Origin of the sequence: Methylophaga sp. UBA3613 (assembly GCF_002375415.1) — a bacterium.
Lineage (GTDB): Bacteria > Pseudomonadota > Gammaproteobacteria > Nitrosococcales > Methylophagaceae > Methylophaga.
In genome coordinates this window covers 128,172-152,504 of record NZ_DFLS01000002.1, presented here as the reverse complement: position 1 = coordinate 152,504, position 24,333 = coordinate 128,172, and the positions used below count along the sequence as shown (strand labels likewise).

Annotated in this window: 22 protein-coding genes; 9 read left to right on the top strand and 13 right to left on the bottom strand. The window is 45.9% G+C overall.

Features of this window, described 5'->3' with window-relative positions:
- Positions 1 to 10: 10 nt before the first annotated feature.
- The 4 genes from mutL to B3S93_RS01165 all read right to left on the bottom strand — a co-directional run bounded on the left by mutL (position 11) and on the right by B3S93_RS01165 (position 5,163).
- Positions 11 to 1,687 carry a DNA mismatch repair endonuclease MutL gene (gene mutL / locus B3S93_RS01180; protein ID WP_292401436.1) on the bottom strand — a complete coding sequence of 559 codons (1,677 nt, stop codon included), beginning with the start codon at positions 1,685 to 1,687 and terminating at the stop codon, positions 11 to 13.
- 47 nt (positions 1,688 to 1,734) lie between these two features.
- A complete protein-coding gene (locus tag B3S93_RS01175) occupies positions 1,735 to 3,120 on the bottom strand; it encodes an N-acetylmuramoyl-L-alanine amidase (protein ID WP_292356615.1) in 1,386 nt (461 codons plus the stop codon).
- 100 nt (positions 3,121 to 3,220) lie between these two features.
- Positions 3,221 to 3,673 carry a tRNA (adenosine(37)-N6)-threonylcarbamoyltransferase complex ATPase subunit type 1 TsaE gene (gene tsaE / locus B3S93_RS01170; protein WP_292356613.1) on the bottom strand — a complete coding sequence of 151 codons (453 nt, stop codon included), beginning with the start codon at positions 3,671 to 3,673 and terminating at the stop codon, positions 3,221 to 3,223.
- Positions 3,673 to 5,163, bottom strand: a complete 1,491-nt coding sequence (locus B3S93_RS01165; RefSeq protein ID WP_292356612.1) for an NAD(P)H-hydrate dehydratase — start codon at positions 5,161 to 5,163, stop codon at positions 3,673 to 3,675. Before B3S93_RS01165 ends, tsaE begins: the two co-directional genes overlap by 1 nt.
- Positions 5,164 to 5,209: 46 nt before the next feature.
- On the opposite strand from B3S93_RS01165, the gene queG reads away from it, so the two are divergent.
- The 7 genes from queG to B3S93_RS01130 all read left to right on the top strand — a co-directional run bounded on the left by queG (position 5,210) and on the right by B3S93_RS01130 (position 14,276).
- The gene (gene queG, locus B3S93_RS01160) at positions 5,210 to 6,283 is read left to right on the top strand and encodes a tRNA epoxyqueuosine(34) reductase QueG (RefSeq protein ID WP_292401310.1); all 1,074 of its coding nucleotides are present in this window, start codon (positions 5,210 to 5,212) and stop codon (positions 6,281 to 6,283) included.
- A 36-nt stretch (positions 6,284 to 6,319) separates the two neighbouring features.
- On the top strand, positions 6,320 to 8,281 hold the full coding sequence (locus B3S93_RS01155) for a methyl-accepting chemotaxis protein (protein WP_292401308.1): 1,962 nt from the start codon (positions 6,320 to 6,322) through the stop codon (positions 8,279 to 8,281).
- 30 nt (positions 8,282 to 8,311) lie between these two features.
- Positions 8,312 to 10,192 carry a PhoX family protein gene (locus tag B3S93_RS01150; protein WP_292401304.1) on the top strand — a complete coding sequence of 627 codons (1,881 nt, stop codon included), beginning with the start codon at positions 8,312 to 8,314 and terminating at the stop codon, positions 10,190 to 10,192.
- A gap of 432 nt (positions 10,193 to 10,624) precedes the next feature.
- Positions 10,625 to 11,644 carry a sodium:calcium antiporter gene (locus B3S93_RS01145; protein WP_292401301.1) on the top strand — a complete coding sequence of 340 codons (1,020 nt, stop codon included), beginning with the start codon at positions 10,625 to 10,627 and terminating at the stop codon, positions 11,642 to 11,644.
- A 485-nt stretch (positions 11,645 to 12,129) separates the two neighbouring features.
- The gene (locus tag B3S93_RS01140) at positions 12,130 to 13,629 is read left to right on the top strand and encodes an alkaline phosphatase D family protein (RefSeq protein ID WP_292401298.1); all 1,500 of its coding nucleotides are present in this window, start codon (positions 12,130 to 12,132) and stop codon (positions 13,627 to 13,629) included.
- Between the two features lie 144 nt (positions 13,630 to 13,773).
- The gene (locus B3S93_RS01135; protein WP_292401295.1) at positions 13,774 to 14,016 is read left to right on the top strand and encodes a type II toxin-antitoxin system Phd/YefM family antitoxin; all 243 of its coding nucleotides are present in this window, start codon (positions 13,774 to 13,776) and stop codon (positions 14,014 to 14,016) included.
- Positions 14,013 to 14,276, top strand: a complete 264-nt coding sequence (locus B3S93_RS01130) for a Txe/YoeB family addiction module toxin (protein WP_292401292.1) — start codon at positions 14,013 to 14,015, stop codon at positions 14,274 to 14,276. Before B3S93_RS01135 ends, B3S93_RS01130 begins: the two co-directional genes overlap by 4 nt.
- A 22-nt stretch (positions 14,277 to 14,298) precedes the next feature.
- Here B3S93_RS01130 and B3S93_RS01125 read toward each other — a convergent pair whose 3' ends face one another.
- The 6 genes from B3S93_RS01125 to orn all read right to left on the bottom strand — a co-directional run bounded on the left by B3S93_RS01125 (position 14,299) and on the right by orn (position 19,875).
- Entirely contained in the window at positions 14,299 to 15,696 is a 1,398-nt protein-coding gene (locus B3S93_RS01125) for a cryptochrome/photolyase family protein (protein ID WP_292401289.1), read from the bottom strand.
- A gap of 9 nt (positions 15,697 to 15,705) precedes the next feature.
- The gene (locus B3S93_RS01120; protein WP_292401286.1) at positions 15,706 to 17,238 is read right to left on the bottom strand and encodes a cryptochrome/photolyase family protein; all 1,533 of its coding nucleotides are present in this window, start codon (positions 17,236 to 17,238) and stop codon (positions 15,706 to 15,708) included.
- Positions 17,231 to 17,644: a DUF3429 domain-containing protein gene (locus B3S93_RS01115; protein WP_292356589.1), complete on the bottom strand. Its 414-nt coding sequence runs from the start codon at positions 17,642 to 17,644 to the stop codon at positions 17,231 to 17,233. The genes B3S93_RS01120 and B3S93_RS01115 overlap by 8 nt, the downstream gene beginning before the upstream one ends.
- On the bottom strand, positions 17,641 to 19,089 hold the full coding sequence (locus B3S93_RS01110) for an exonuclease domain-containing protein (protein WP_292401284.1): 1,449 nt from the start codon (positions 19,087 to 19,089) through the stop codon (positions 17,641 to 17,643). Before B3S93_RS01110 ends, B3S93_RS01115 begins: the two co-directional genes overlap by 4 nt.
- On the bottom strand, positions 19,086 to 19,238 hold the full coding sequence (locus B3S93_RS01105) for a DUF2256 domain-containing protein (protein WP_292356585.1): 153 nt from the start codon (positions 19,236 to 19,238) through the stop codon (positions 19,086 to 19,088). Before B3S93_RS01105 ends, B3S93_RS01110 begins: the two co-directional genes overlap by 4 nt.
- A gap of 85 nt (positions 19,239 to 19,323) precedes the next feature.
- Positions 19,324 to 19,875: an oligoribonuclease gene (orn, locus tag B3S93_RS01100; protein ID WP_292356583.1), complete on the bottom strand. Its 552-nt coding sequence runs from the start codon at positions 19,873 to 19,875 to the stop codon at positions 19,324 to 19,326.
- A gap of 109 nt (positions 19,876 to 19,984) precedes the next feature.
- Here orn and B3S93_RS01095 point away from each other — a divergent pair, with 109 nt between their 5' ends.
- On the top strand, positions 19,985 to 21,232 hold the full coding sequence (locus tag B3S93_RS01095) for a M48 family metallopeptidase (RefSeq protein WP_292356581.1): 1,248 nt from the start codon (positions 19,985 to 19,987) through the stop codon (positions 21,230 to 21,232).
- Positions 21,233 to 21,235: 3 nt separating this feature from the next.
- Positions 21,236 to 21,511 carry a c-type cytochrome gene (locus B3S93_RS01090; RefSeq protein ID WP_292401281.1) on the top strand — a complete coding sequence of 92 codons (276 nt, stop codon included), beginning with the start codon at positions 21,236 to 21,238 and terminating at the stop codon, positions 21,509 to 21,511.
- Here B3S93_RS01090 and B3S93_RS01085 read toward each other — a convergent pair whose 3' ends face one another.
- The 3 genes from B3S93_RS01085 to B3S93_RS01075 are packed head-to-tail and all read right to left on the bottom strand — an operon-like array spanning position 21,512 to position 24,283.
- A complete protein-coding gene (locus B3S93_RS01085) occupies positions 21,512 to 22,549 on the bottom strand; it encodes a GGDEF domain-containing protein (protein ID WP_292401278.1) in 1,038 nt (345 codons plus the stop codon).
- Between the two features lie 26 nt (positions 22,550 to 22,575).
- A complete protein-coding gene (locus B3S93_RS01080) occupies positions 22,576 to 23,829 on the bottom strand; it encodes an MFS transporter (RefSeq protein WP_292401276.1) in 1,254 nt (417 codons plus the stop codon).
- Between the two features lie 7 nt (positions 23,830 to 23,836).
- Positions 23,837 to 24,283: a universal stress protein gene (locus B3S93_RS01075; protein WP_292401273.1), complete on the bottom strand. Its 447-nt coding sequence runs from the start codon at positions 24,281 to 24,283 to the stop codon at positions 23,837 to 23,839.
- Positions 24,284 to 24,333 lie beyond the last annotated feature (50 nt).

Genomic DNA, 24,333 nt, shown 5'->3' with positions numbered 1-24,333 from the left:
GCATGTTTAATCAGTCCGAGAATAAGCTACCAAGTGTCGCCAGATCAAGTTCTCGACACCATGGCTTTTCAATACATTCCGACAGAGTGACCGATTTCAGCCATTCCTCTGCCTGCTGGGGCAGAATCGTATCTGAGGTTTGCAATAACTCAGAAAGATAAAGACCAAGACTCTCTGCATCAATATTATCTTTAGTGACAGCTGTGATGACTGCATACACCACTGTGTTCAGATCCAGCTGTGCCAGTGCAATGGGGATTTTTTTGATGATTACAGCATTTTCCATCGGTTGTAACTCAAAGCCGAATGAGTTTAGTAATGTCTGTTGTTTTTCAACACTGTTTAACTGGGCGTCACTGCACGGCTGGCTGAGCGGCACCAGAATCGGCCGGCTTTTCAAGGGCAACTGTTTTAGCAGCTTGCCGAATTGTTGCTGGCGAGAACTGGAGAGGGCTTTTGGAAGATCAATCAGATAATGCTGTTGCTGAAAATGTATCCAGACATATCGTTGGTGCAAAATTTGCATTAACTGAATAGCATTATTTGAGTCAGTCTGGTTAATGGATACCGGCCTATGGACAGCATACTCTGGAGGAGCTGTGGCAAGGTCATGTCTTTGATAGAGCGAAGCCTTTTCTGCAATTCGTGGCATATTTGTCGTAGAGGGACTTTGAACAGGGCCAGTAATTATTTGTTGCTGTAACTGATCTTTTACCGCTCGATGGATCAATCCATGAATCAGCCGGGTTTCCCGAAAGCGAACCTCATGTTTGGTTGGATGTACATTCACATCCACCCGATCCAGTGGAATGGTCATATAAAGAACATAGGCTGGATGACGGCCAGCCGGAATCAAATCGGCATAGGCCTGACGCACTATCTGACTGATCAGACGATCCCGTATTACCCGGCCATTAATAAAAAAGTATTGTTGATCAGCCTGAGGACGATGCGCCTCCACATGCCCCAACCAGCCTTTTATCGTAATGATATCAAACGCTTGATCAATCGCTATGGCCTGCTTTACAAATGCTTGACCACAGATTTTGCCAATTCTTGCCAATTGCTGAGACTCAGACTGGGCAATGGGCAGGTTGAGCTTTTGCTGGCCATTTAATTGACACTGAAAGCGCACATCGAAGCGGCTTAATGCCAGTCGCTGCATGGTGGTAAGGATTTGTTGCTGTTCGGTACGCGCACTGCGCAGAAACCGGCGGCGGGCTGGCAGATTAAAAAACAAATCTCGCACGGCCACAGTGGTGCCTTCTGGGTGGACAACGGGCTCTGGTTCATCTTCCTCATGATGAATCTGCCAGCCACATTCACTGTTCTGCTGCCGGGAAATCAAACTCAAATTGGAGACCGAGCTGATACTGGGTAAGGCTTCACCACGGAATCCCAGACTGGATATCTGGCTCAGCTGATCACTGGAGGAAATTTTGCTGGTGGCATGCCGGCTTAGCGCCAGACAGAGATCTTCAGGATGAATACCTGAACCATTATCCCGAACCTGAATCAGCTGACTGCCTGAACCTTCAATGGTCACATCAATTTCTGTTGCTGATGCATCCAGACTGTTTTCCACTAGTTCCTTGATGACAGATGCCGGGCGTTCGATAACTTCGCCAGCCGCAATTTGGTTGGCAAGTTGTAGGGGCAGTGCAAGGATACGTTTCGGCGTCAGCATCGACACAGTTTAACAGCTGCGAACAGCAAATCCGCAGTCAAAATCACTCAAGGAATTTTTAAAACGTCACCGACCATCAGTTTGCTGGTTTGCAGATTATTGGTGGATTTCAATTCAGACATATTGACCCGATAGCGTTGTGCAATGGTGCTTAAGGTATCCCCGCTGCTAACAATATGTTGTTGCGGTTTAACCTGCTGGGTTATCGGGTTTCTCTGGAAATAACTACGAATACCAGCCAGCATTGCCTGCGCCAGTTTGTTCTGATGATTGACATCATTAAGCTTGCGCTCTTCTTCCGGGTTGGAAATAAACGCTGTTTCTACCAGTACCGAGGGAATGTCTGGTGATTTGAGTACTACGAAAGCGGCTGATTCAACCTGTTTTTTATGTACCGGGCCAACGCGTTTCAATCCCCCCAGAACACTGTTACCCACTTCAAGACTGGCTTCAAGACTGGCGGTCTGTGATAAATCGAGTAATACCGAGGCCAGCAGGTCGTCTTTATCCTCCAGACTAATACCACCAGCCAGATCAGCAGCATTCTCACGGTCTGCCAGAATCTGAGCCGCCTCACTACTCGCTCCGCGTTGCGATAGCACATAGACCGAAGAGCCTTTGGCGCTGCTACGTTGGAAGGCATCAGCATGGATGGAAATAAACATATCCGCACCATTTTGTTTGGCTCGCTGAATACGTTGTCTCAGGGTAATGAACTCATCGCGTTCACGTGTCATAAAGGCACGCATTCCCGGTTCGTTATCCACCAGCTTTGCCAGCCGACGGGAAATAGCGAGTACCACATCTTTTTCACGTGTACCTTTTCTGCCAATCGCCCCCGGATCACGGCCCCCATGTCCCGGATCGATTGCTATCACGATATCGCGACGGGGTAGCATCGGTCTATTGCGTACCGTGGTCGTAGTGGCTGTTTGCTGCGGTGGTGGGGTGTAATCAACTTTTGTAATTTGAGTGGAAGCTTTTTCTTCCTCTTTAACAGCCGCTTTTTCTGGTGATTTTGATGATTTGTTAGTGGCCAGAGCCGTGGCTGGTCCATGTTTTAAATCGACCAGAAGACGATGCGAGTATTCACCTTCAGGCGCCAGAGTCTGAATCTCATAGTCCGTTTGCTGTTTAAGATCGAAAACCAGGCGATATGTTTCTTGATCATGCTGGGCATGACGGATTTTTTCGACTACTGCACTGTTAAATGTCGGGGCAATTAATTTTTTGTTTACCTTTGCGGCTTTAAGATCAACAACTAACCGATGCGGATTTGTCAGTGTAAAGCTGGAATATTCCAGTGCTGTATCAAGATCCAGTACCACCCGGGTCAGGTTGGTATTTTGGGATATACGGATATTCTCAACCGAGGCGGCAAGCGCATCGACTGTAAACATCAATAATATCAATCCCAATAACAAACGAGACATAGCAAGTTCCAACAAATTACACAGTGCTAGTTTGTGATTGAAGTAATAAAAAATCAAGACTTTTTTCTATATTTTTAATGAGATAGCGAATAAAGCTGAATTAGTTGTGAAGTTTGTCGCAGATATCAGAAGCAACTTCGGAATAAGCCCTAAAAATAACTTCACGGCCGGAAGTCTGATATTTCAAAGAGATAAGCAGGTCGGGCTCAGGTAAAACGCCTGTGCCTTGTTCCGGCCATTCGATTAACGAGAGGGCGTTGGCAGAAAAATAATCTTCTATACCCAGATAGAGCAGTTCTTCCGGATCAGCGAGACGGTATAAGTCAAAATGGTAAATATCCCGCGCATTGAGCTGATAATGCTCGACCAGAGTGTAAGTCGGGCTTTTAACTTTACCTGAATGGCCAAGAGCTTTGAGCAATCCCCGAACAAAAGTCGTTTTCCCCGCTCCAAGGTCACCTTTGAGGTGGATGCAGAATGCTGAATCAGGCAGCAAGGCCGCCAGTTTAGCCGCTAATTCCAGAGTAGCTTGTTCGTCTTTGAGCCAGAACATTAATAGATAAGATTTGCTAGTCGACGCAGATGTGGCATCAAATCCATGGCCAGTGTGCCGCGTTCACCATCAAGTTCGGCTGCTTTATCCGCCGCCATGCCGTGAAGCGTGACGCCCACACAGGCGGCATCCATGATTGGAAAATGCTGCGCCAGCAGTCCCCCAATGACCCCGGCCAGTACATCACCCATACCACCACTGCCCATTCCGGGATTACCCCATGTGGAAAGACGGGTCGGTGCTTCACCGTTGGAAATCAGTGTTCCTGATCCTTTCAGAACTACCACGCCACCATAACGTCTTTGCAGTTCATAAACTGCAGCAAAACGATCTGCCTGGATTTCTTCTGAGCTACAACCCAATAAACGGGCTGCTTCACCAGGATGCGGGGTGAGCACCCAGTTATCATGATGTTGTGGGTTTTTACTCAGCAGATTTAGCGCATCTGCATCAACGACCATCGGCAGGTTGGTTTCAATGGCTTTCTGGAATAACGCAATGGCCCATTCACTCTGGCCAAGACCAGGGCCAACTGAAAGTGCATTTGCAGGACGCAGCAATTCCTCAAGCTCACTGGCACTTTCAACGCCATAACACATCAATTCAGGTCGGGCCAGATTCAGGATGGGACCGTGTGCACTTCGGGTTGCAATACTGGTTAAACCGGAACCTACGCGCGCTCCTGCCTCAGCTGCAACGCGTGCTGCGCCAGGCATACCATGATCGCCGCCAATGATAAACAAATGGCCATATAAACCTTTATGACCTGTACGCTCGCGAGGGGCTAGTCCTGCCGCATCGTTTTCCAGACTGACCCGACGCGCAATGGGGGTAAAAGCTTTATAGATGGCAGAAGGGACTTTTAATGAATCAAAGCAGACCTGGCCACAGTAATTGGGGCCTTCGCCGGTAAATAACCCTTTGTTCAAACCTAGAAAGCTTAATGTGATTGTGGCATGGACGGCGGTTCCTAATGCGCGGCCGGTGTTAGCATGAAGACCGGAAGGAATGTCCAGCGCTAAAACCGGTATTCGTTTTGTATGTTCATTGATAGCGTTAACCGCTAAGGCATGGTAACCACTTACTTCACGACTGAGCCCTATACCCAGAAGCGCATCAACAATAACGTCTGTGGTGGGTAATTTATCTTCAAACCGATGAATTTCAACACCGCTGGCAAGAATTGCTTCACGGGCTGCAAAGGTTTCCTCGCTCATTTCTTTTTCATCGCCCACCTGAAAAATGCTGACGCGATACTCTTCCGCGATTGCCTGTCTGGCCAGTTCGAAGCCATCCCCACCATTATTTCCAGTACCGCAAACCACTAATATACGTTCAGCTTGGGGCCAATGACATTTAATACAATCCAGCGCAGCCCCGCCTGCACGTGCCATTAATGTTGCTGACGAAATATTATGTTGCCCTGTGACAATACGTTCCAGTTCACGGGTCTGTTCTGCAGTGTAAAGTTCATGTGGCAAGGTCGACATAAAATAATATCCCGATGAAAAAATTCAGTTCTTTATAATAGCCCGCATGGCCGATTCAAATACAGTGCAGTTATCCCGAACGCTTTTAAAAGATATGCAGATCTGGGCGCGTTCACTGGGCTTTCAGCAGCTTGGGGTCAGTGATATTGACCTTTCTGCAGCTGAAGATCAATTGCAACAATGGTTAGCGCGCGGTTTTCATGGTGAGATGGAGTTTATGCAACGCCATGGCAGTTTGCGAACCCATCCCGAAGAGTTAATGCCCGGAACTATTCGCGTAATAACCGCCAGAATGGACTACTGGCCTGAAACCGCTTCCGATGCATGGCAAGTGATGGGCGAGAGTGAATTGGGTTTTATCTCCCGTTATGCGCTGGGTCGGGATTATCACAAATTGATACGTAAGCGTTTACTTCGGCTTTCGAAACGAATTGAGGAGGCCGTTGGTGTAATGGGATATCGGGTTTTTACCGATAGCGCACCCGTGATGGAAAAAGCCCTGGCACAAAAATCCGGACTGGGCTGGATTGGCAAACATACCAATGTGTTAAACCGGCAAAACGGTTCATATTTCTTTTTGGGTGAAATTTATACTGATCTGCCTTTGCCACTGACAGAGCCGGTCTCTGATCATTGTGGTTCCTGCACGGCCTGTATCGATATCTGCCCGACTCAGGCGATTGTCGCACCTTACGAACTGGATGCCCGGCGTTGTATTTCGTATCTGACTATTGAGCTTCGCGGCAGTATCCCCGTCGAATTCCGACCTATGATGGGCAATAGGATATATGGCTGTGATGACTGCCAGTTGGTATGTCCCTGGAACAAATTTGCTCAGATGACAACAGAATCGGCTTATTTGCCACGCGAAGGTCTTGATGCCCCTCAGCTGGTGGATTTATTTGCCTGGACCGAATCTGAATTTCTGCAACGCCTTGAAGGCAGCCCAATCCGCCGCATTGGTTATGAATGTTGGTTGCGGAATATTGCTATTGCTCTGGGGAATGCCAAAACTTCACAAACAGTTTTGGCGGCATTAAAGGATCGGATTGAATATCCCTCAGAGCTTGTACGTGAACATGTACAGTGGGCTTTGGAACAACACAATACCCCGTCATAAAGCTGTCATTAACACCCTATAGAGTCTCGTGCCTGTATGTCTATTTATACTGGAGCAGGTGTGAGATTAAGTGTGGTATCAAGATGGCTGGCAATATTTATGGCTGCTGGATTAATGATAGGAGTGCTGGCGGGTATTTGGGGTTGGCAACAATTAGATAAGCCCTATCAGATCGCCCAGCAGTTCCAGCAATTTAAATCCCGGTTTGATATTGAGGTTCGGGTGTTGTTGGCCCGTTATCTGGCTTCCGGTGATGCTGACCTGCTTCAACAGGCGGAAACACAGCTTGTTGAATTATCTACCGTAGAACAGACCTGGCTCACTGAACAGGATAATCAGACGATTCAATCTGCCATTGCCTTGCTTCAGGAAAAAGTACTTGAAGTGCGTGAGGCTGGAAAACTGGCTGGTAATCCACAAGCGCTGCTGATTCAAAATGAACGTGAACGAGATGGTGAAATTGGTCTTTTGATCGACTACGCTCAAAATAGAGAAGCGCAGGGGCATCCATATCAGCAATCCTTTACAGCACTACTGGCAGAATTAAGTCGTCAACTGAATGATATTGGTCGCCTGCGGCAGCGTTATATCGAATTGCAAACCAGCGAGATTCAAACAGCATTAGTTTCTGCGAACAATGCGTTTATCGATAAGTTGGAACAATTAAATACTCTGCCAAAATTTGGTGTTTATTCAGAAGTGAATACCGAAGCATTAATTCCCCAGGAGCCGGAAGAACTTGGGCAACGTGGCATTGACTCATTATTCTCATTGAGCAGACGCTATGAAAAAGAATTAAGCAATACATTAGAGTTTGATCAGCAGCTACAACAAAAACGCGCGGCCTTAGGTGGCGAGATTTCTACATTTGCCGATAAGCTGGATCAGTTTCAGTTAAAAATAGAAGACATCAAACAGTCTATCAGTCAGCAGGTACAGTGGATCATGATGGGGGTTGTTACCATTATTATCCTGACTATTTTGCTGTTCTATTTTTTACAGAAACGAATCATCCGTTTTCTAATTCAGTTAGAGCATTATTTCAGCCAGATGATTAAAGGTAACTTTCAACAGACGCTGGTTTCACAGCTACCGTTTGTCGAATCACGATCCGTTGAGCAATCGGCCCTGCAGCTACAAAGTTATTTTGCTCAGTTGATTGATAAGCTGAATCAGCAATCTCAAAATGTATTGGCTGCCAGTACTGATTTACAAACTGCCTCAATGCAGGCGGTATCGGTCAATCAACAACAGATTGCCGCCACCGAGGAAGTTTCGGCTGCGGTCACCGAGTTATCGTATTCCTTTAAAGAGGTTGCCCAAAGTGCCTCAAATGCGGCTGAATCAACAGAACAGGCTACTCAGGCAACTCAGCAGGCCAGTCAACAATTAACCAGTGCTGCCAATGCCAGTCATCAACTCGCTGAGGATTTGTTAGCATTTGAAAGCACGATGAATACATTGGAACAACGTGGCAAGGATATCAGTCAGGTGCTAGTGGTGATTCAAAGTGTGGCTGAGCAAACAAATCTGTTGGCCCTGAATGCGGCAATTGAGGCCGCAAGAGCCGGTGAACATGGCAGAGGCTTCAGTGTGGTAGCCGATGAAGTTCGACAATTGGCGACCCGCACTAAACAATCAACGGAAGAAATTCAGGCCATTATTGTCGATCTGCTGAACAGCAGCGGTGAAGCTGCTGCAACGGTTCGATCCCAGAGTCAGTTTGCTGAACAATGTGCTGAACAAGGTTTTAAAGCTAAAACAGCGATGACTCCGGTAATAAACGCGGTGCAGAATATTCATCAGGTCAATGCTTCCATCGCCACAGCAACCCAGCAACAGACAGCGGTAGTGGATGATATCGCCAGAAGTACCGAACAGATCAAACAGCGCTCAGAGACCGTGAATCAGCAAATAACTGAAATTGAACAGGCTGGGCACAGTCTCAATCAAGTCAGCCAGAGTTTGAATAAACTGGTGGGGCAACTAAAACAATAAACCGAGTGATAATTTGTAGTTGGAATTTTTATGAACAACCATTTTGATCCACTCCTGCAAAAGCAGTTGAGTCGACGCTCAGTGCTGCAATTCAGTTTAGGTGCGATGCTGGCATCTGCCATGCCATTATCCTCGGCCGCTACAATGCTTCGCAATCAATCTCAATTGCTTGGCTTTACACCGATTCCGACCGCTGATTTACTCGATGAAGTGGTGGTGCCGGAAGGCTACCGGGCTGAAGTGTTTTACCGCTGGGGGGATCCTATTTCGGATGGTCCGGCATTTAACATGGATGCCAGCAATAGTGCCGCTGATCAAATGCAACAGGCCGGTATGCACCATGATGCCTTGCAGTATTTTCCATTGCCTAAAGGTTCAGAGAATAATGATCATGGCCTGTTGGTAATGAATCATGAATATCTGGATCTGGATATCATTCATACCGATGGCAGCCATAAGCATTCACCGGAAACCTACACTGCCGACAAAGTCGCCAAAGAGCAAAATGCTCATGGTGTATCGCTGATTGAAGTCAGACAGGAAAATGGTGAGTGGCAAATTGTCCGTCCATCGACCTATGCCCGCCGTTTAACGGCTAACACACCAATGCAGATAAGCGGCCCGGCTGCAGGACATGAGTTGATGAAAACCCGAGCTGATCCAGAAGGCAAAAACGTGCTGGGTACTTTCAATAATTGCGCCAATGGTAAAACTCCCTGGGGAACGTATCTGACCTGCGAAGAGAATTTTCATTATTACTTTGTCGCTGATCCCAAACACTCAAGAGATGCGGAAACCGAACGCCGCTGGCAACGCTATAAGCTGGGGTTCAGTTATTACGGCTGGCAGCAGTTTGACGCGCGGTTTGATTTGGATAAAGAGCCTAATGAAGCCAATCGCTTTGGCTGGATGGTTGAATTTGATCCGTATAACCCACAAAGCATTCCGGTAAAACGGACCGCACTGGGACGTTTTGCCCATGAAAATGTGGCGCACAAAATAGGCAGGGACGGCCGTTTGGCATTTTATTCAGGTGATGATTCCAAATTTGAATACATCTATAAATTTATTACCCGCGATGCCTGGGATGGCAGTCTGGGCGCACATCATGGTCGGTTGCTGGATGATGGCATTCTCTATGTTGCACGCTTTGAAGAGGATGGCAGCGCCCGTTGGTTGCCGCTGCTGTTTGGTGAAAATGGGTTAACGACTGAAAACGGGTTTGTCGATCAGGCCGATGTACTGGTTCATGCCCGTGCAGCAGCAGATATCGTGGGCGCCACTAAAATGGACCGCCCGGAATGGATCACGGTGCATCCGCATAACGATGAGGTGTTTGTCTCTCTGACCAATAACAGTGATCGGGGCCAACAAGATAACGTCGGTAAAGATGCCGCTAATCCGCGTAACCAGAACCTTTTCGGTCATATTATTAAATTCAGTGAAGCCGACGCCACCGCCACTGAGTTTAGTTGGCAGGTTTTTGTTTTGGCTGGCGAGGGAGAGGGTGAGCAGTTCGCCAATCCTGATGGCTTAAACATCGATGACCGCGGTGTGTTATGGATTCAGACCGATGTCAGTGCCAGCGTATTGAATGATGGGGCGTTTAAACAATTTGGCAATAACCAGATGTTGGCAGCCGATCCGGCAACTGGTGAAATCCGCCGATTTCTGACTGGACCAGTGGGTTGTGAAGTCACTGGCGTTATCATGACGCCGGATATGAAAACCATGTGGGTGAATATTCAGCATCCGGGTGAAATGTTAGATGTTCTGCAAAGACGTGGCATCAATAAGTCCCCCCAAAACCCTAACGCGGCCAGTAACTGGCCCGATCATCATCCAAATGGTCGTCCTCGTTCCGCCACTGTGCTTATTAGCAAAGAGGATGGTGGGGTGATTGGGACGTGATGCTAAGTAATTAACCACAGAGACACAGAGATTTATATAGTCGTTAATCCGCAGATTTCGCAGATGGACGCAGATTATTTGAGAAGTAATATGGATATTACCGTGCCTTACAAACCATAAATGTTGATGGATAAATTTTTTTCGTAGGTTGGCGCTTAGTCTGCGAAGCCCAACACTATATTTATGTCGGGTTACGCTTCGCTAACCTGAACTGCTTCATTTATCAACCTCTGTGCCTTCCGTGTCTCTGTGGTTAATTCAAAAAAAATCTGCGTCCATCTGCGTAATCTGCGGATCAAATAATATTAGTTTTGACTGGGTTTGCGAAACCCAAGATTTATTCTGAAAAATACAACGAATTAGCTGTTAGTCTTGGCTGAGACTAAGTTTTGATTACTATTGCATGTAGTTCATCGCCATTTGAGGCCCTAAATGTTTTCATCCTTGACGTTCAACGTGATCGCTTTTGGCATCGCTGCTCTGATCATCATTCTCGCTGGCAGTCGGTTGGCAAAACTGGCAGATGAACTGGCTGATCGGACTGGCATGGGGGAAGCACTGTTTGGAGTGTTACTGCTGGCGGGAGTGACTTCGCTACCGGACTTTGCTGCGACATTAAGTGCCGCAATGGATTCACGCCCCGATCTGGCCATGAGTAATGTTATGGGTAGCATGGCGGTGAATCTGGTGTTTCTTGGTATTGCGGACATCGTGTATCGCAAAGCCAATCTGGAGCATGCAGCCGCTTCCCCTGTGAACCTGATACTCGCAGGCTTGTTGATTGTATTGCTGACACTGCCATTACTGGCGATCGTCTCGCCCTCAGTTTCCTTTTGGGGCGTGCATCCAGTCACGCCGGTGGTCGTTGTCACCTATTTGTTTGGATTGCGCTTGGTTCACCGCGCGCAATCACGACCAATGTGGTTTCCACGGCCAACCCAACAGACAGTTCCGGATAAACCCCAAAAACATCATCATGGCAGCCTGATGGCGACATGGCTTGGTTTTATTACCCTGGCTTTCGTGACCTGCATCGCGGGTTGGATGGTAATGGAATCAGCCAAAGGTATTGCCGATCACACTGGCCTTTCGGACACTTTGGTGGGGGGCTTGTTTACCGCCCTGGCGACTTCCACACCCGAATTGGTGACCACTATCGCCGCGATACGTTATGGCGCGCTGACCCTGGCAGTTAGTAATATCTTCGGTACCAACTGTTTTAATATTCTCGTAGTAGCCGCAGCCGATGTGGGCTATCCGCATAATTCCATCTATCACGATATGTCACCCGTCCAGATGACATGGGGCTTGGTCAGTATCCTGATGACTGCCATTCTGTTGCTTGGCATGGTGCGGCGCGAGACTTACGGCATTGGCCGAATTGGTTTCGAAAGTGCATTAATTCTCTCTGTTTACGTCATCGCCTTGGGCATTATTGTGTTAAATGGCTGAGACCTTTCAGATTATTAACCACAGAGGCACGAAGCGCACAGAGGTTTATATGGATATTTATCCGCAGATTACGCAGATGTACGCAGATTAATTTAGAGGCAATGGTGTGATTTAACCATGCCTCCTAAACACCAATATTGATAATGTAAAAACTTCTTAGGTTAGCGCTGAGGCACGAAGCCCAAAAATCACGTTTGCTTTGTCGGGTTACACTGCGCTAAACCAACCTACATTATTTATTCATATTTATGCCCTCCGTGCCTTGATGGTTAATCCAAAAAATCTGCGTCCATCTATGTAATCTGCGGATCGAACTCATTAAATTGCTAGTCATTTAATAATGTGAAATATTATTTTTTCAACGTTTCAATGCACCATGCATTATGGAAAGACAGAACGGAGAAAACAGAAAGTAGTTTTGTTTTCTTAAATAAATAGAACAGGGCGCGAAGGTCCTGATAAAGCAAAATCTAGGGAGGGAAAAAATGTCTTCTTCATTAATGATCGGACCCTTACTCGGTGTCGAGTCGGACACTGATTACACAGTGTGTTTTTTGACCGATAAAACGGTGAGCTCCGCTACGGTGATCATGGATGACATTTCTGTTCAGGCAACGCAAATTCAGACAACATCAAAAGGCTACTTCTGGCGAGTTGAAGCAGAAATACCAGCAAACAGTTCAGGTAAGTTTGTCAGCTACACTATTAATCTGAATAACAACAAAGCCAATGACAAGCATGGTCGTGACCGCTGGACGTTTTATGTGCCAGGTTTAGATGAAAAGCCGATATTTGCTTATACCTCCTGTAATGGTTTTTCCAGTGCAGATATTCTCACCAAAACCGAAAACCCATACGCCTTATGGGAGGACATGCAGCGCAAGCATTATCAACAACCCTTTTCCATACTAATGATGGGCGGTGATCAACTCTATGCGGATGAAATATGGTCGGCTGTCCCGGAATTAGAGAAATGGTTACAACTCACTAAAGTAGAAAAAACGTCGCGTACCTTTAACGCCACAATGCGCGATCAGGTCAATCGTTTTTATGAAAAACTCTATTGCCAACGATGGGATAACCCGTCCATGTCATTGATGATGGCATCAATACCGACGGTGATGATGTGGGATGACCACGATATATTTGATGGGTGGGGCAGCTATCCAGAGGAAATGCAGCAATGCGATGTCTATCAGGGTGTTTATGATATTGCTAAACGCTATTTTGAATTATTCCAAATCCGTAGCAGCAAAAATATCAGTTTGCTGGATAATCAGGCAAAACATTATGCTTTTGCTTTTTTATTCCGGGACTATCATATCCTGGCACTCGACAACCGAGCCGAGCGCACGCTTGAACAGGTAATGAGTTTCAGCCAGTGGCAGATGGTTAATGATTATCTTGATAATAAGGTGAACAATGGCGACCTGTTAGTCATGTCAGCTGTACCGGTTGTGTATCGTGACTTTTCATTTACCGAAGCCAGTTTTGATGTCACCCCCTGGGAAGAAGAACTGACTGATGATTTGAAAGATCACTGGCGTTCCAAAGAGCATCAGGGAGAGCGTGCTCGTTTAATTATGCGTTTGCTGCAAAATGCTGAAAAACGCTACAACATTAAATCACAGCATCAGAAAACGGTGATTCTGTCTGGTGATGTGCATCTGGGATGTCTTGGGGTGATTAATGATTCACGCAAACACGATCGACCACTGAAAATTCATCAGGTTGTTTCCTCTGGCATATTGCATCCGTCTCCAAGTCGCATTGCCTGGTTGGGTATTATGGCCGTGACCAATGATCGAGATGAGTTTCTCAATGAAGACGAAACCATCAAAATCTCCATGTTGAAACCCTTTGGCTCCGACCAATATATCCGAGCACGAAATTATTTGACCCTTGAAGAAGGCACCGATGACAAACTTTGGGTTAACTGGATATGTGATCAAAGTAAACAAAAACCGAGTTATCCACTCGAGTAAGCGATTTCTAAAAATCCACTGGACAACAAGTTGATTAATATCTTTTTCCTCTCTAAATTTAAAAATCGCAGAAAGCGTACGGATTGACGAACGTACATTAAGGCGTACAATTTCCACAGTTTTAAAAATTAGTTGAGGTTTACCATGAGCGGAATAACTGCCACTGAAGCACGAAGTAATCTTTACAGGCTTATTGATGAAACGGCCGAGTCTCATCAGCCGGTGGTGATTATGGGCAAGCGTAATAAGGCTGTGTTGATTTCGGAAGAAGACTGGACCGCTATTCAGGAGACATTATTTTTATTGTCTGTTCCTGGGATGCGCGAGTCGATTCGTGAGGGTATGGATACGCCTGTTGAAGAATGTGATAAGGAGCTTGAGTGGTGACATGGAAGTTGGTTTACACCAAGCAAGCACAAAAAGATGCAAAAAAATTGGCCTCAAGTGGGCTTAAACCCAAAGCCCAGGAACTGCTGACGTTAGTTTCAGAAGATCCTTATCGAAAACCACCGCCATTTGAAAAGCTGGTTGGTGATCTTTCCGGAGCCTATTCACGCAGGATTAACATTCAACATCGTCTGGTTTATCAGGTCCTGGAAAACGAGGGTGTAATAAAAGTTCTCCGGCTTTGGAGTCATTATGAATAATGGTTTGAATGGTCTCTAACATCTAATCTTTCGGCAAATCCTTAAACGCGGCAATGGCATCTTTTCTGGCCTGTTTATAATCCACTACCGGTTGTGGGTAACCGTATTGTTCGCGTAAATCTGCTGGTGGATTATGCAGTTGCTTGATTGGTACGTCTTTTAACTCCGGTACAAAGCGTTTGATAAATAATCCTTGTGGATCGTAACGTTCGGATTGCAGGGTGGGGTTAAAGACCCGAAAGTATGGCGCTGAATCGACGCCAGTTGATGCACTCCATTGCCAGCCGCCGTTATTGGCGGCGAATTCACCATCAATTAATGTCTGCAGAAAATACTGTTCCCCACGTCGCCAGTCGAGTAACAGCAGTTTGCTGAGAAAGCTGGCGGTAATCATTCTGAGACGATTATGCATCCAGCCTGTTTGGTTGAGTTGACGCATGGCGGCATCGACAATCGGAAAGCCGGTTTTGCCTTCGCACCAGGCTTTGAAACCGGCTTCATCATCGCGCCAGATAACTTTTTCAGTTTCTGGTTTGAATGCTTTACCCATGCTGATGCGTGGAAAATACAGCAATAATTGTTTGTAAAAATCCCGCCAGGCGAGTTCGCGAAGCCAGTCATCATGACGCCAGTCACGATTGGCTTCACCGCAATAAAACTGAATGGTCGCCAGTAATCTTCTGGGACCTAACTGGCCGTTGGCCAGATATGGTGACAGCGTGCTGGTGGCCGGTTTGCTGGGAAAATCACGTTGACTTTTATAATCATCCAGTTTGATTTCACAAAATGCCGAAAGCCGTTCCAACGCTTTTTGTTCATTGCCGGGCCATAAATCATCACGAAATTCTCCGGCCCAATCACATTTCAATAGCTCTGGTTTTAAGGCTTTACCCTGTGGTTTTGGCTTTGCATAAGGTGCTTGCTGAATATCTTCGAGGATTTGCAACCAGCGACGGTAATAAGGCGTGAACACTTTAAAAGGGTCATCCTGCTGGGTTTTTACCGGTAAGGCGACCAATAGGTCTTCGGCGAGCAGATGCACCTTGAAATTGGCTTTGCTTAATACATCTTTAACAGATTGATCGCGACGTTGCTCATCCAACGGTGTTTCGGCCTGAAACCAGATATCACTGATGTTTTGTTGCTTACAGAGTTTGAGTATTTCAGCAGGTACATCGGCAAAATAATCGACTTCGAGTAAATGAAACGGTATTCCAAGCTGGGCAAGTCGATCAGCGATATCCTGTAATACCGCTGCGCGAAGCCCTAATCTTGCCGGGGATTCATCATGTTGCTGCCATTGTTCGGGTGTGGCGCAGAATACTACCTGGATTGGCCCTTGTTCGGCTGCTAATGCCAATGCGGGATGATCATCGAGGCGTAAATCATTGCGTAACCAGACCAGTTGCGTTGCTTGCATGGAGTTTCCTTACGGTAAATTTCTGAACAAGTATTCAGCATGCTGGCTGATGGCCTGTTGTTCATCTTGAGATTTGTTGTGCCAGTTTTTGACCTGCATACCGAGACGAGGGTTTTTACTCAACAGTTCCTGATGCCGGTCTACAAAAAGCCAGTACAGCGTGGTAAATGGACATGCGGTTTCGCCACTGGCCTGTTTTGGATTAAATGGGCACGACTGGCAATAATTGGACATGCGGTTAATATAGGCGCCGCTGGCAATATACGGTTTGGAGCCGACAATGCCGCCATCGGCGTATTGACTCATACCCAATGTATTCGGGATCTCCACCCAGGCAACGGCATCGACATACATCGCCAGATACCACTCATGAATAGCCTTGGGTTTAACACCCCATAACAAGGCAAACAAACCGGTGACCATCAGTCGTTGAATATGATGGCCGTATCCATGATCCAGCACCTGTTTGACACTGTGATGCAGGCAAGTCATTTCGGTTTCAGCATTCCAGTATAACGCTGGCAGCTTGCGTCGGGCATTCAGAGCATTCATCTGCAACCAGTCATCACGATAGCTCCAGTAAAGCCCCCGCACATATTCACGCCAGCCGAGAATTTGCCGGATAAAACCTTCTACCGCATTTAAAGGTGCTTTATTGTCGGTGTAAGCTTTTTCAGCCGCTGCAATCACCTCTGCGGGGGAGAGTAGTTTGAGATTCAGACAGGTCGATAAGCGTGAGTGATAAAGCCAGGGTTCGTCAGTCCACATCGCATCCTGATAATCGCCGAAATGTGGCAGTCGATGCTGGATAAAATCATTTAATGCTGCCAAAGATTGTTCACGGCTGACCGGCCAGTTAAAGGTTTCAATATTGCCGTAGAGATCCGGCAGAAATTTTTCAACATCGGTTATGACTTGTTTAGTGATGTCATTCGCTTCAAACAATAAAGGCTCAGGCAATTTGGATGGACCTTTTTTGCCAAAGCTTTTGCGGTTGTCCTTATCAAAATTCCATTGACCGCCAAGCGGCTGGTCATCTTCCATCAGGATTTGTCGGCTTTTACGCAGTTGGCGATACCAGAATTCCATTCGCGGTTGTTTGCGATCGGCAAGCCAGGCTTTGAATTCACCTTTTTCACTGATGAAATGCTGATCGGCCAGCCATTCAATCTCAATATCAACATCATTGGCGCACTGCTGTATTTCATTCATAACCCGGACATCACCAGGCAATACGCAACGGATTTTTTTAAATGAATCGTGTTTTAACGTGGCAGATAAAGCGTCTGGGAAACTGGATTTTTTGTCACTCAAAGTCCAGTAAATCAGCGGATAGTTATCGGTTTTGAGTTTTTCAGCAAAGTGCCGCATCGCCGATAAAAATAAAACAGTGCGCTGTTTACTTGATAAATACTCTGTGGACTCAGCTGACACTTCAGCCATCCACAGTCGATCATGCTGAGGATCAAAGTTATCGAATAATTGACTCTCTGCATCAAGTTGATCACCAAGGATCAGATTGAGATAACGCAGCCTAGACATTTAATGTCGACATTGCTGCCAGCCACAAAAAAAACGCAGCGCCATAAGATAGATGAGCACGCAGACGCATCAACTCGGCAGAGTAGATTTCATGGAGTTGCTGCCGTTCGTATAAGTGCAAGCCAATAAATGATAATGCAGCCAGCCATAACCAGTAATGTGTTGGAGATAACAACCAGCACCAGGCCCATAACATGGTGGAGATGCTGACTATCAGCACATGACGGGGAAGCTTTTCAACGCTGCTGACATACCAGATTAGACCACCCAGAAAACTGAAAATAAGTGCCGCATAACTCAACAACCAGTCGATAGCATATAAATAGCCCAGCCAGCTCATAACTGCCAATCCTAAGAAAGGCAGCAGTCCGGCATAGCCTAAAATTCTATGACTTTTAGTGATCATGAAGCCTCCTGTGCAGGTAAACGTAATGTCTCAATCAATAATTGTTTAGGGCGAAGTTTTAATAGAAAGCGTAGCTGGATTTTGTAGGCATCCAGATCAAAATATTGGGGTTCAGCATATCGCTGTTGCAGCTTTTCATAAGCATCATGATGATTTTTAATGGTGCCAAGATAAAGCCATTGATCGACCAGATGAAAATGCGCCGCCTCGTAATCGCCATCTGCCGGCAGTTCAGTAATTACAATGGGCCCTGACCATGGCCAGGCTTGATTTTTAATACCGGATAATGCAGTTTGCAATCGCAGGTTGTACCGTATTGCCGGTTCTTCGCCACAGCAGCCACCCAGACATTTTTTTAACTGATAACCAAAACAGCCGTTTTTAGTTTTTTCCTTGCCGCAAAGTTTTTGACACAGCTGATGTTCATTAATCAGATCGAGTAGTTTTTTTTCCGCCTGTTTTTGGCTACGGAATAATCCATAACGTTGACTGATATCCGGCGGCTGATGCAAGTCAGCCATTTCAATTGTGGTGCGGTGGTATCCCTTCTCATCAACGGTTAAAGCGATTTGATAAAGTCGCTTGGCTTTGGTCTGACGCCGGTTGTAGCGCGGTGTTTTGCTTTTGATTAATTGGTTTTCCAGCAGCTGGGCACCAAAATCGGAAGGCGTTTCGATAAAATCGATATGCTGTAGTTGTTGCTGCATTTCCGAGTTGCGTAGTTTGCCATTCTGTACAAAATGACTGAGCACACGTTGTTTGATATTGACCGATTTGCCGATATAAAGCAGCGCGCCTTGCTCATCAAAAAACTGATAAACCCCAGGGCGTTCTGGCAGTTTATTAATTTCAGCTATAGCCAGATGACTGGGCAATCGGGTTTGTTGTGATAATTGTTTACAGGCTTGCTGGAGAGTGAATTCATCAAAATCGCGTTGAGTCTGCTGGAATAACTCAAGAATGACCTGCGCATCATCCATCGCCCGATGCCGTTGATTAATGGTCAGGCCCAGCCGGGCAACAATCGCATCAATTCCATGACGGCGGTGCTCAGGGTATAACAAACGACTGATTTTGACCGAACATAGCGTTTTGGCAGAAAAGTTTATACCAATGCGACGAAACGATTCGCGGATAAAACCATAATCAAAGCGCACATGATGGGCAACAAATACTTTGTCGGCTAGACGTTGCTGCAATTCTTCAGCAATGTCGACAAAGGAAGGTTGGTTTGCCACCATTGAATCGGTAATGCCGGTTAATTTGCTGATCCATGGGGGAATGCTGATACCCGGATTAATCAATGTCTGCCACCGGTCTGTTTCAACGCCATCGGTGATTTCGATTAAAGCAATCTCTGTGAGACGATCACGAATGGCATTACCACCCGTGGTCTCACAATCGAGTAATACCATTTTTTCCGGGAACCCCACTAAGGGCTTCATATGCGATTGACCTGCTTACGCTGACGACGGCACCGCTCTGAACAGTAAAGCACCTGCTCCCAGCACTCACGCCATTTTTTTCGCCAACTGAATGGTCGGTTGCAGATCAGGCACTGCTTTGACGGTAAGTTTGGTTTAAGGTGCGCCATTACAATCACAATTTAATTGAGTGTAATGATCATCCTGCGGTTGTTGTGAAATTACCGTGAATTGTAGTTACTACAAATGGTGACTTTACTCAGGCACTTTAATCATATGCTCGCGATAGTGCTGCAGTTCGCGGATGGAATCTTTAATATCGTCCATCGCCAGATGTGAAGATTTTTTCTTGAAAGATTTTTCGACTTTGGGTGCCCAGCGCCGCGCAATTTCCTTGAAGCTGCTGACATCAAGATTACGATAATGAAAATAGGCTTCCAGTTCCGGCATCAACCGCGCCATAAAGCGACGATCCTGACAAATACTGTTGCCACACATAGGAGAAATGCCTGCAGGGACGTGCTTTTTCAAAAAATCCAGAGTTTCCTGTTCGGCTTGTTCGACGGTGACAATGCTGTTACGAACGCGTTCAGCCAGACCAGAGCCGCCATGCTGTTTGGTATTCCATTCATCCATACCCGCCAGAATAGCGTCCGATTGATGAATCGCAATGATTGGGCCTTCTGCCAAAATATTCAGGTCGCTGTCAGTGACAATTGTGGCGATTTCGATAATATAGTCGTTATTGGTATCGAGACCGGTCATTTCCAGGTCAATCCAGATCAGGTTATGTTTGCTTTTGGCCATGAGCTCCGTCTTTTTATTACTACAGATTTAGGTGAACTATGTTGCCATTGATTGTATCAAAGGCTAATGTACACGACACCTTATACGATTCTAACTGGTTTAAAAAATTATGAATGAATTTAGCTGGATATTTTTAATTGCCCTCGCCCTGATGACGGGGATTGAGATCTGGTTGTCATTGCGTCAACGTCGCCATGTGCTGGCGAATCGCGATGAAGTGCCTGCCGCATTTCGTGAGCAGATTGGTCTGGCCGCACATCAGAAAGCAGCTGATTACACTGCCGCTAAAGGGGCTCAAATGCGCCGCGAGAGTCTGTTTGGGGCGGTCGTGTTAATTCTCTGGACCCTGGGCGGTGGTTTGGCAATGTTGTCCGGTGCCTGGGAAGGTTTTGGCTGGTCAGCCATGACAACAGGGGTGGTTTTGATTCTGAGTTTTCTGGTGATTGGGTCACTGCTCGAATTACCGTTGTCCTGGTATCGCACTTTTGTAATGGAAGAAAAATTTGGCTTTAACCGAAATACACCTGCCTTATTTCTAGGTGACTTTGGCAAGCAAATTTTGCTGATGTTGGTGCTCGGTGCACCGATTGCCTGGGTGACCTTGTGGTTGATGAACAGCACTGGTGAATTTTGGTGGTTATATTTATGGGCAGCCTGGATGGTTTTTGCTGTGGTGATGATGTGGGCTTATCCGGCATTTATCGCACCGCTATTTAATAAATTTACCCCTCTGGATGATGCCAACCTGAAACAGAAGGTCGAAAGTTTATTACAGCGCTGTGGTTTCAAGAGTCAGGGAATTTATGTGATGGATGGTTCACGCCGCAGTGGACACGGCAATGCCTATTTCACTGGCTTGGGTAATAACAAACGCATCGTATTTTTTGATACGTTGCTTAATACCTTGAATGAAGATCAGATTGAAGCGGTTCTGGCACATGAATTAGGTCATTTCCGTCGCAAGCATGTCGTCAAGAATATGCTGATGATGGCCGTGATGAGTCTGGTTGGACTGGCACTATTAGGTTGGGCATCAACACAGACCTGGTTTTACACCGGTCTGGGTGTAGAGACCCAAAATAATGCGATTGCACTGATTCTGTTTATGCTGGTGATTCCGGTATTCAGCTTCTTTCTGCATCCATTGATGACATCGATGTCACGCAAATACGAGTTTGAAGCAGATGCCTATGCGGCTTCGGTTTCCAATGCCGACGATTTGATAACAGCGCTGGTGGCTTTGTATAAAGAAAATGCCAGTACACTGACACCGGATCCTTTAGTGTCGGCGATCTATGACTCGCATCCACCAGCTTCATTACGTATTGCAGCCTTGCAAACACGGGCAGCTGTCTGAGCGATGCGTTATTTAGTGGCTATGATTTTCCTCAGTGTCAGCGCGACAACGCTGGCACAGGGAAAACAATTGCACGATGCCAATTGCATGCAATGTCATGCTTCACTGACCGATGGAAAAGCTAACTCCCTATACACACGGGATAAACGAGGAGTTAAAAGCCTGGAAGGTCTGAATAAGCGCGTCGCTAATTGTGCAATTGCCGCTGGGGTTAACTGGACACCTGATCAGCAAAAACAGGTGGTCGAGTATCTCAATAGCGAGTTTTACAAGTTCTGATTAACGTAACGTAATGCAATTTCGACCAGCTGCTTTTGATTCATATAAAGCAACATCGGCTCGTTCAATAATATTCAATGTAGTATCGCCTGGCTGATACTGACTCAGTCCAACCGAAACTGTTACTGTTCCGATGGTTTCCTCACTGTCTTTTTTCTTCAGATTACTCCCTGCCAGCTGCTGACGGATAGTATCTGCAATTTGCACGGCAACATTTGATGGAGTGTTAATAAAAATCAACGCCATTTCTTCCCCACCAAAACGGGCTGCTATATTGGGTTGATGCTCACATTGTTTTTTCAGCAGACTGGCAAAAAATTGCAAGACGCGATCCCCCAGTAAATGACCAAATCTGTCATTTACCTGTTTAAAGTGATCGAGATCGAACAGGGCTAATGTGAACACGTTTTTACCATGATGGCACAATTCGGCAAGTTCTTTATTGAGGCTGCTCCGATTTAACAAGCCTGTTAAACCATCGGTTTTGGCTTCCTGTTTTACGGCTTCCAATTCTGATCTGAGTTTCAGAATTTCCTGTGTGGTTTCGGCCAGCTCCTGCTTGAGTTCGCTACCGGACTGTCCGAGTCGACGAGTATTTTCCAGTATTTCTGACAACACACTCTTGATTGCTGAAATATCCTCGGATTGTTCCAGTTTGGTTTGCTGAACTGCTAAATCTTCTGAAAAGTCATCTGCAGCCAGTTCAACCTTATTAATTTGATTCATCGTGTTGTCGACGACCAGTCTAAGGCCATTATTTGTGGCTTCAAGCCTTTCCGGCATGCCCATTAATACGTATTTTTCATAAAGCTGCTGGGTGATTTCCGCTGTGATTTTCTGCTTCTGCTGTAATCGACTGTCAATCGCTTGTTTTAATGCCTGATTGGTGCCTGAGACATATTCGTACCAGACGGCATAATTTACCGGATTAATAGGGGTCTGATGTTGATTTATAAAGGGTAATGCTCGGCGCAGATTTTCAGAGGCCTGATGAAAAGGTTCAGTGTAAACGGGCGGGAATGATGATTGCGTTGACACAAAATATCCTTCTTAGTGAGTTTTTATCAGACAAATTTGCGTTTTAATTTAATGAGAATTGGGATAATCAATAGTACAGCTAAATAAGGTAAATTTTGTAAAAATAATGCACTGGGTGTATCTGCTTTGGCCACCAGATATGTCAGGATTAAAAAACTTATCATCGCCAGATTCTGCACCCAATTATTCGCAGCCAGCACACTGCCTAATTGAGTAATGTCAGCATGCATTTGAATTAATGCATTGAGTGGAATAATAAACAAACCACCAAAAAAACCAAAGCCAATGATTGTTAAAGCGAATGGAATGACAGCACTAAGGTAGGGGATTACAAACAGCATGCTGATTAATCCAATGGCCCCCACCAAAATGACAGGGAAATGAATTTGTTGACGACAAAGCTTTCCGGCCAGAAGAGAACCGCTGATGATGCCCAGACCCGAGCAGGCTAATAAACCCTGAATAATGATCGTATTGTCTTCATTCAGCACGATTTTGGCAAAAGCTGGAAAGACTGCCAGCATGGTTTGAGATAATGCCCAGAATAATGATAATCCCAATATCGAAAACCAGATTATCGGTTTGGTAGTCACCAGTTTTACATTGGTTTTTAGTTGTTTACCTTGGGTATATGCTGCCCAGTTAAAACGATGCTCTTTCTGGCTGGGAAGCAATACTGGCAGACGCCATGCCAGCAATAATTCTAATAATGACAATCCCACTAAACACCAGCCTAATGGGGCAATCAGTCGAATAATATCGGCTTCGTTTTGATAAACCTGATCGCTTAACAGGCTTTCAAACAAGATGGTAAAGACAAATATCCCACTTAAAATTGCCACGATGGTAGTGGCTTGCAGAAAACCATTGGCAGGGGCAATTTCAGTTTTACCGGCCAGCTCGCGGATATAGCCATATTTAGCGGGAGAGTAGATCGCACTTTGTGCAGCTAGAACAAAGGTTAAAGCAAAGGCAGAAATGAACCAGCCTTGATAATAGGAGAGTGTAATCAACAAGGTAACGATGACGGCAGAGAAAGCCGACCAGCGCATAATACCGGGTTTGGCAAATCTATCTGAAAGATAACCTGCCGGGGTAAACAATAAAATAAAGGGTAATAAAATTAACGCATTAACAACGGCTGTCAGGCCGACTTGCGCTGCATCATCATAAATTTTGAAGATGGTATTTTGCACAATAATTTTGTGGCCCAGATCCACCATGGCATTGATAAACGCCACAGCAAGAAAAGGTCCTAAAGCCGATAGGCGTAAAGTCATCTTTGGTTTAACTTTCGTCCTTTAACCTGACGGCTAAAACGTCACACCCAGCATGATGCAGTACAGCATTGGCGGTGGAACCCAGTAGCATTTTAATGCCTTTACGACCGTGAGAGCCCACGACGATCAAATCAACATTGTTTTCCTCGGCAATACGCACAATGTCGCGACCTGGACTGCCAAATTCTATCCATTGATTGTTTGGTTCAATATCAAATTTTTGCCCTAAAGCGGTTAGTTGTTTTTTGCCTGCATCGAGTAAAGCCTCACGCATATCAGCATCAACACTAATCATTGGCTCATAAGCAAAATCTGTAAGTGGAAAATCCTCTACGATATGACATAAACTCAAACGTGTATTGTTAGCCGATGCTAATGCTTTAGCTCGGTGAATCACCATATCCGTATGGTTGGAAAAATCCGCTGCAATCAGAATATGTTGATAAAGCGCCATTGGTATTTCTCCTAAGGATAGATAAGGCAGGGAGGCCCTGCCTTATGAGT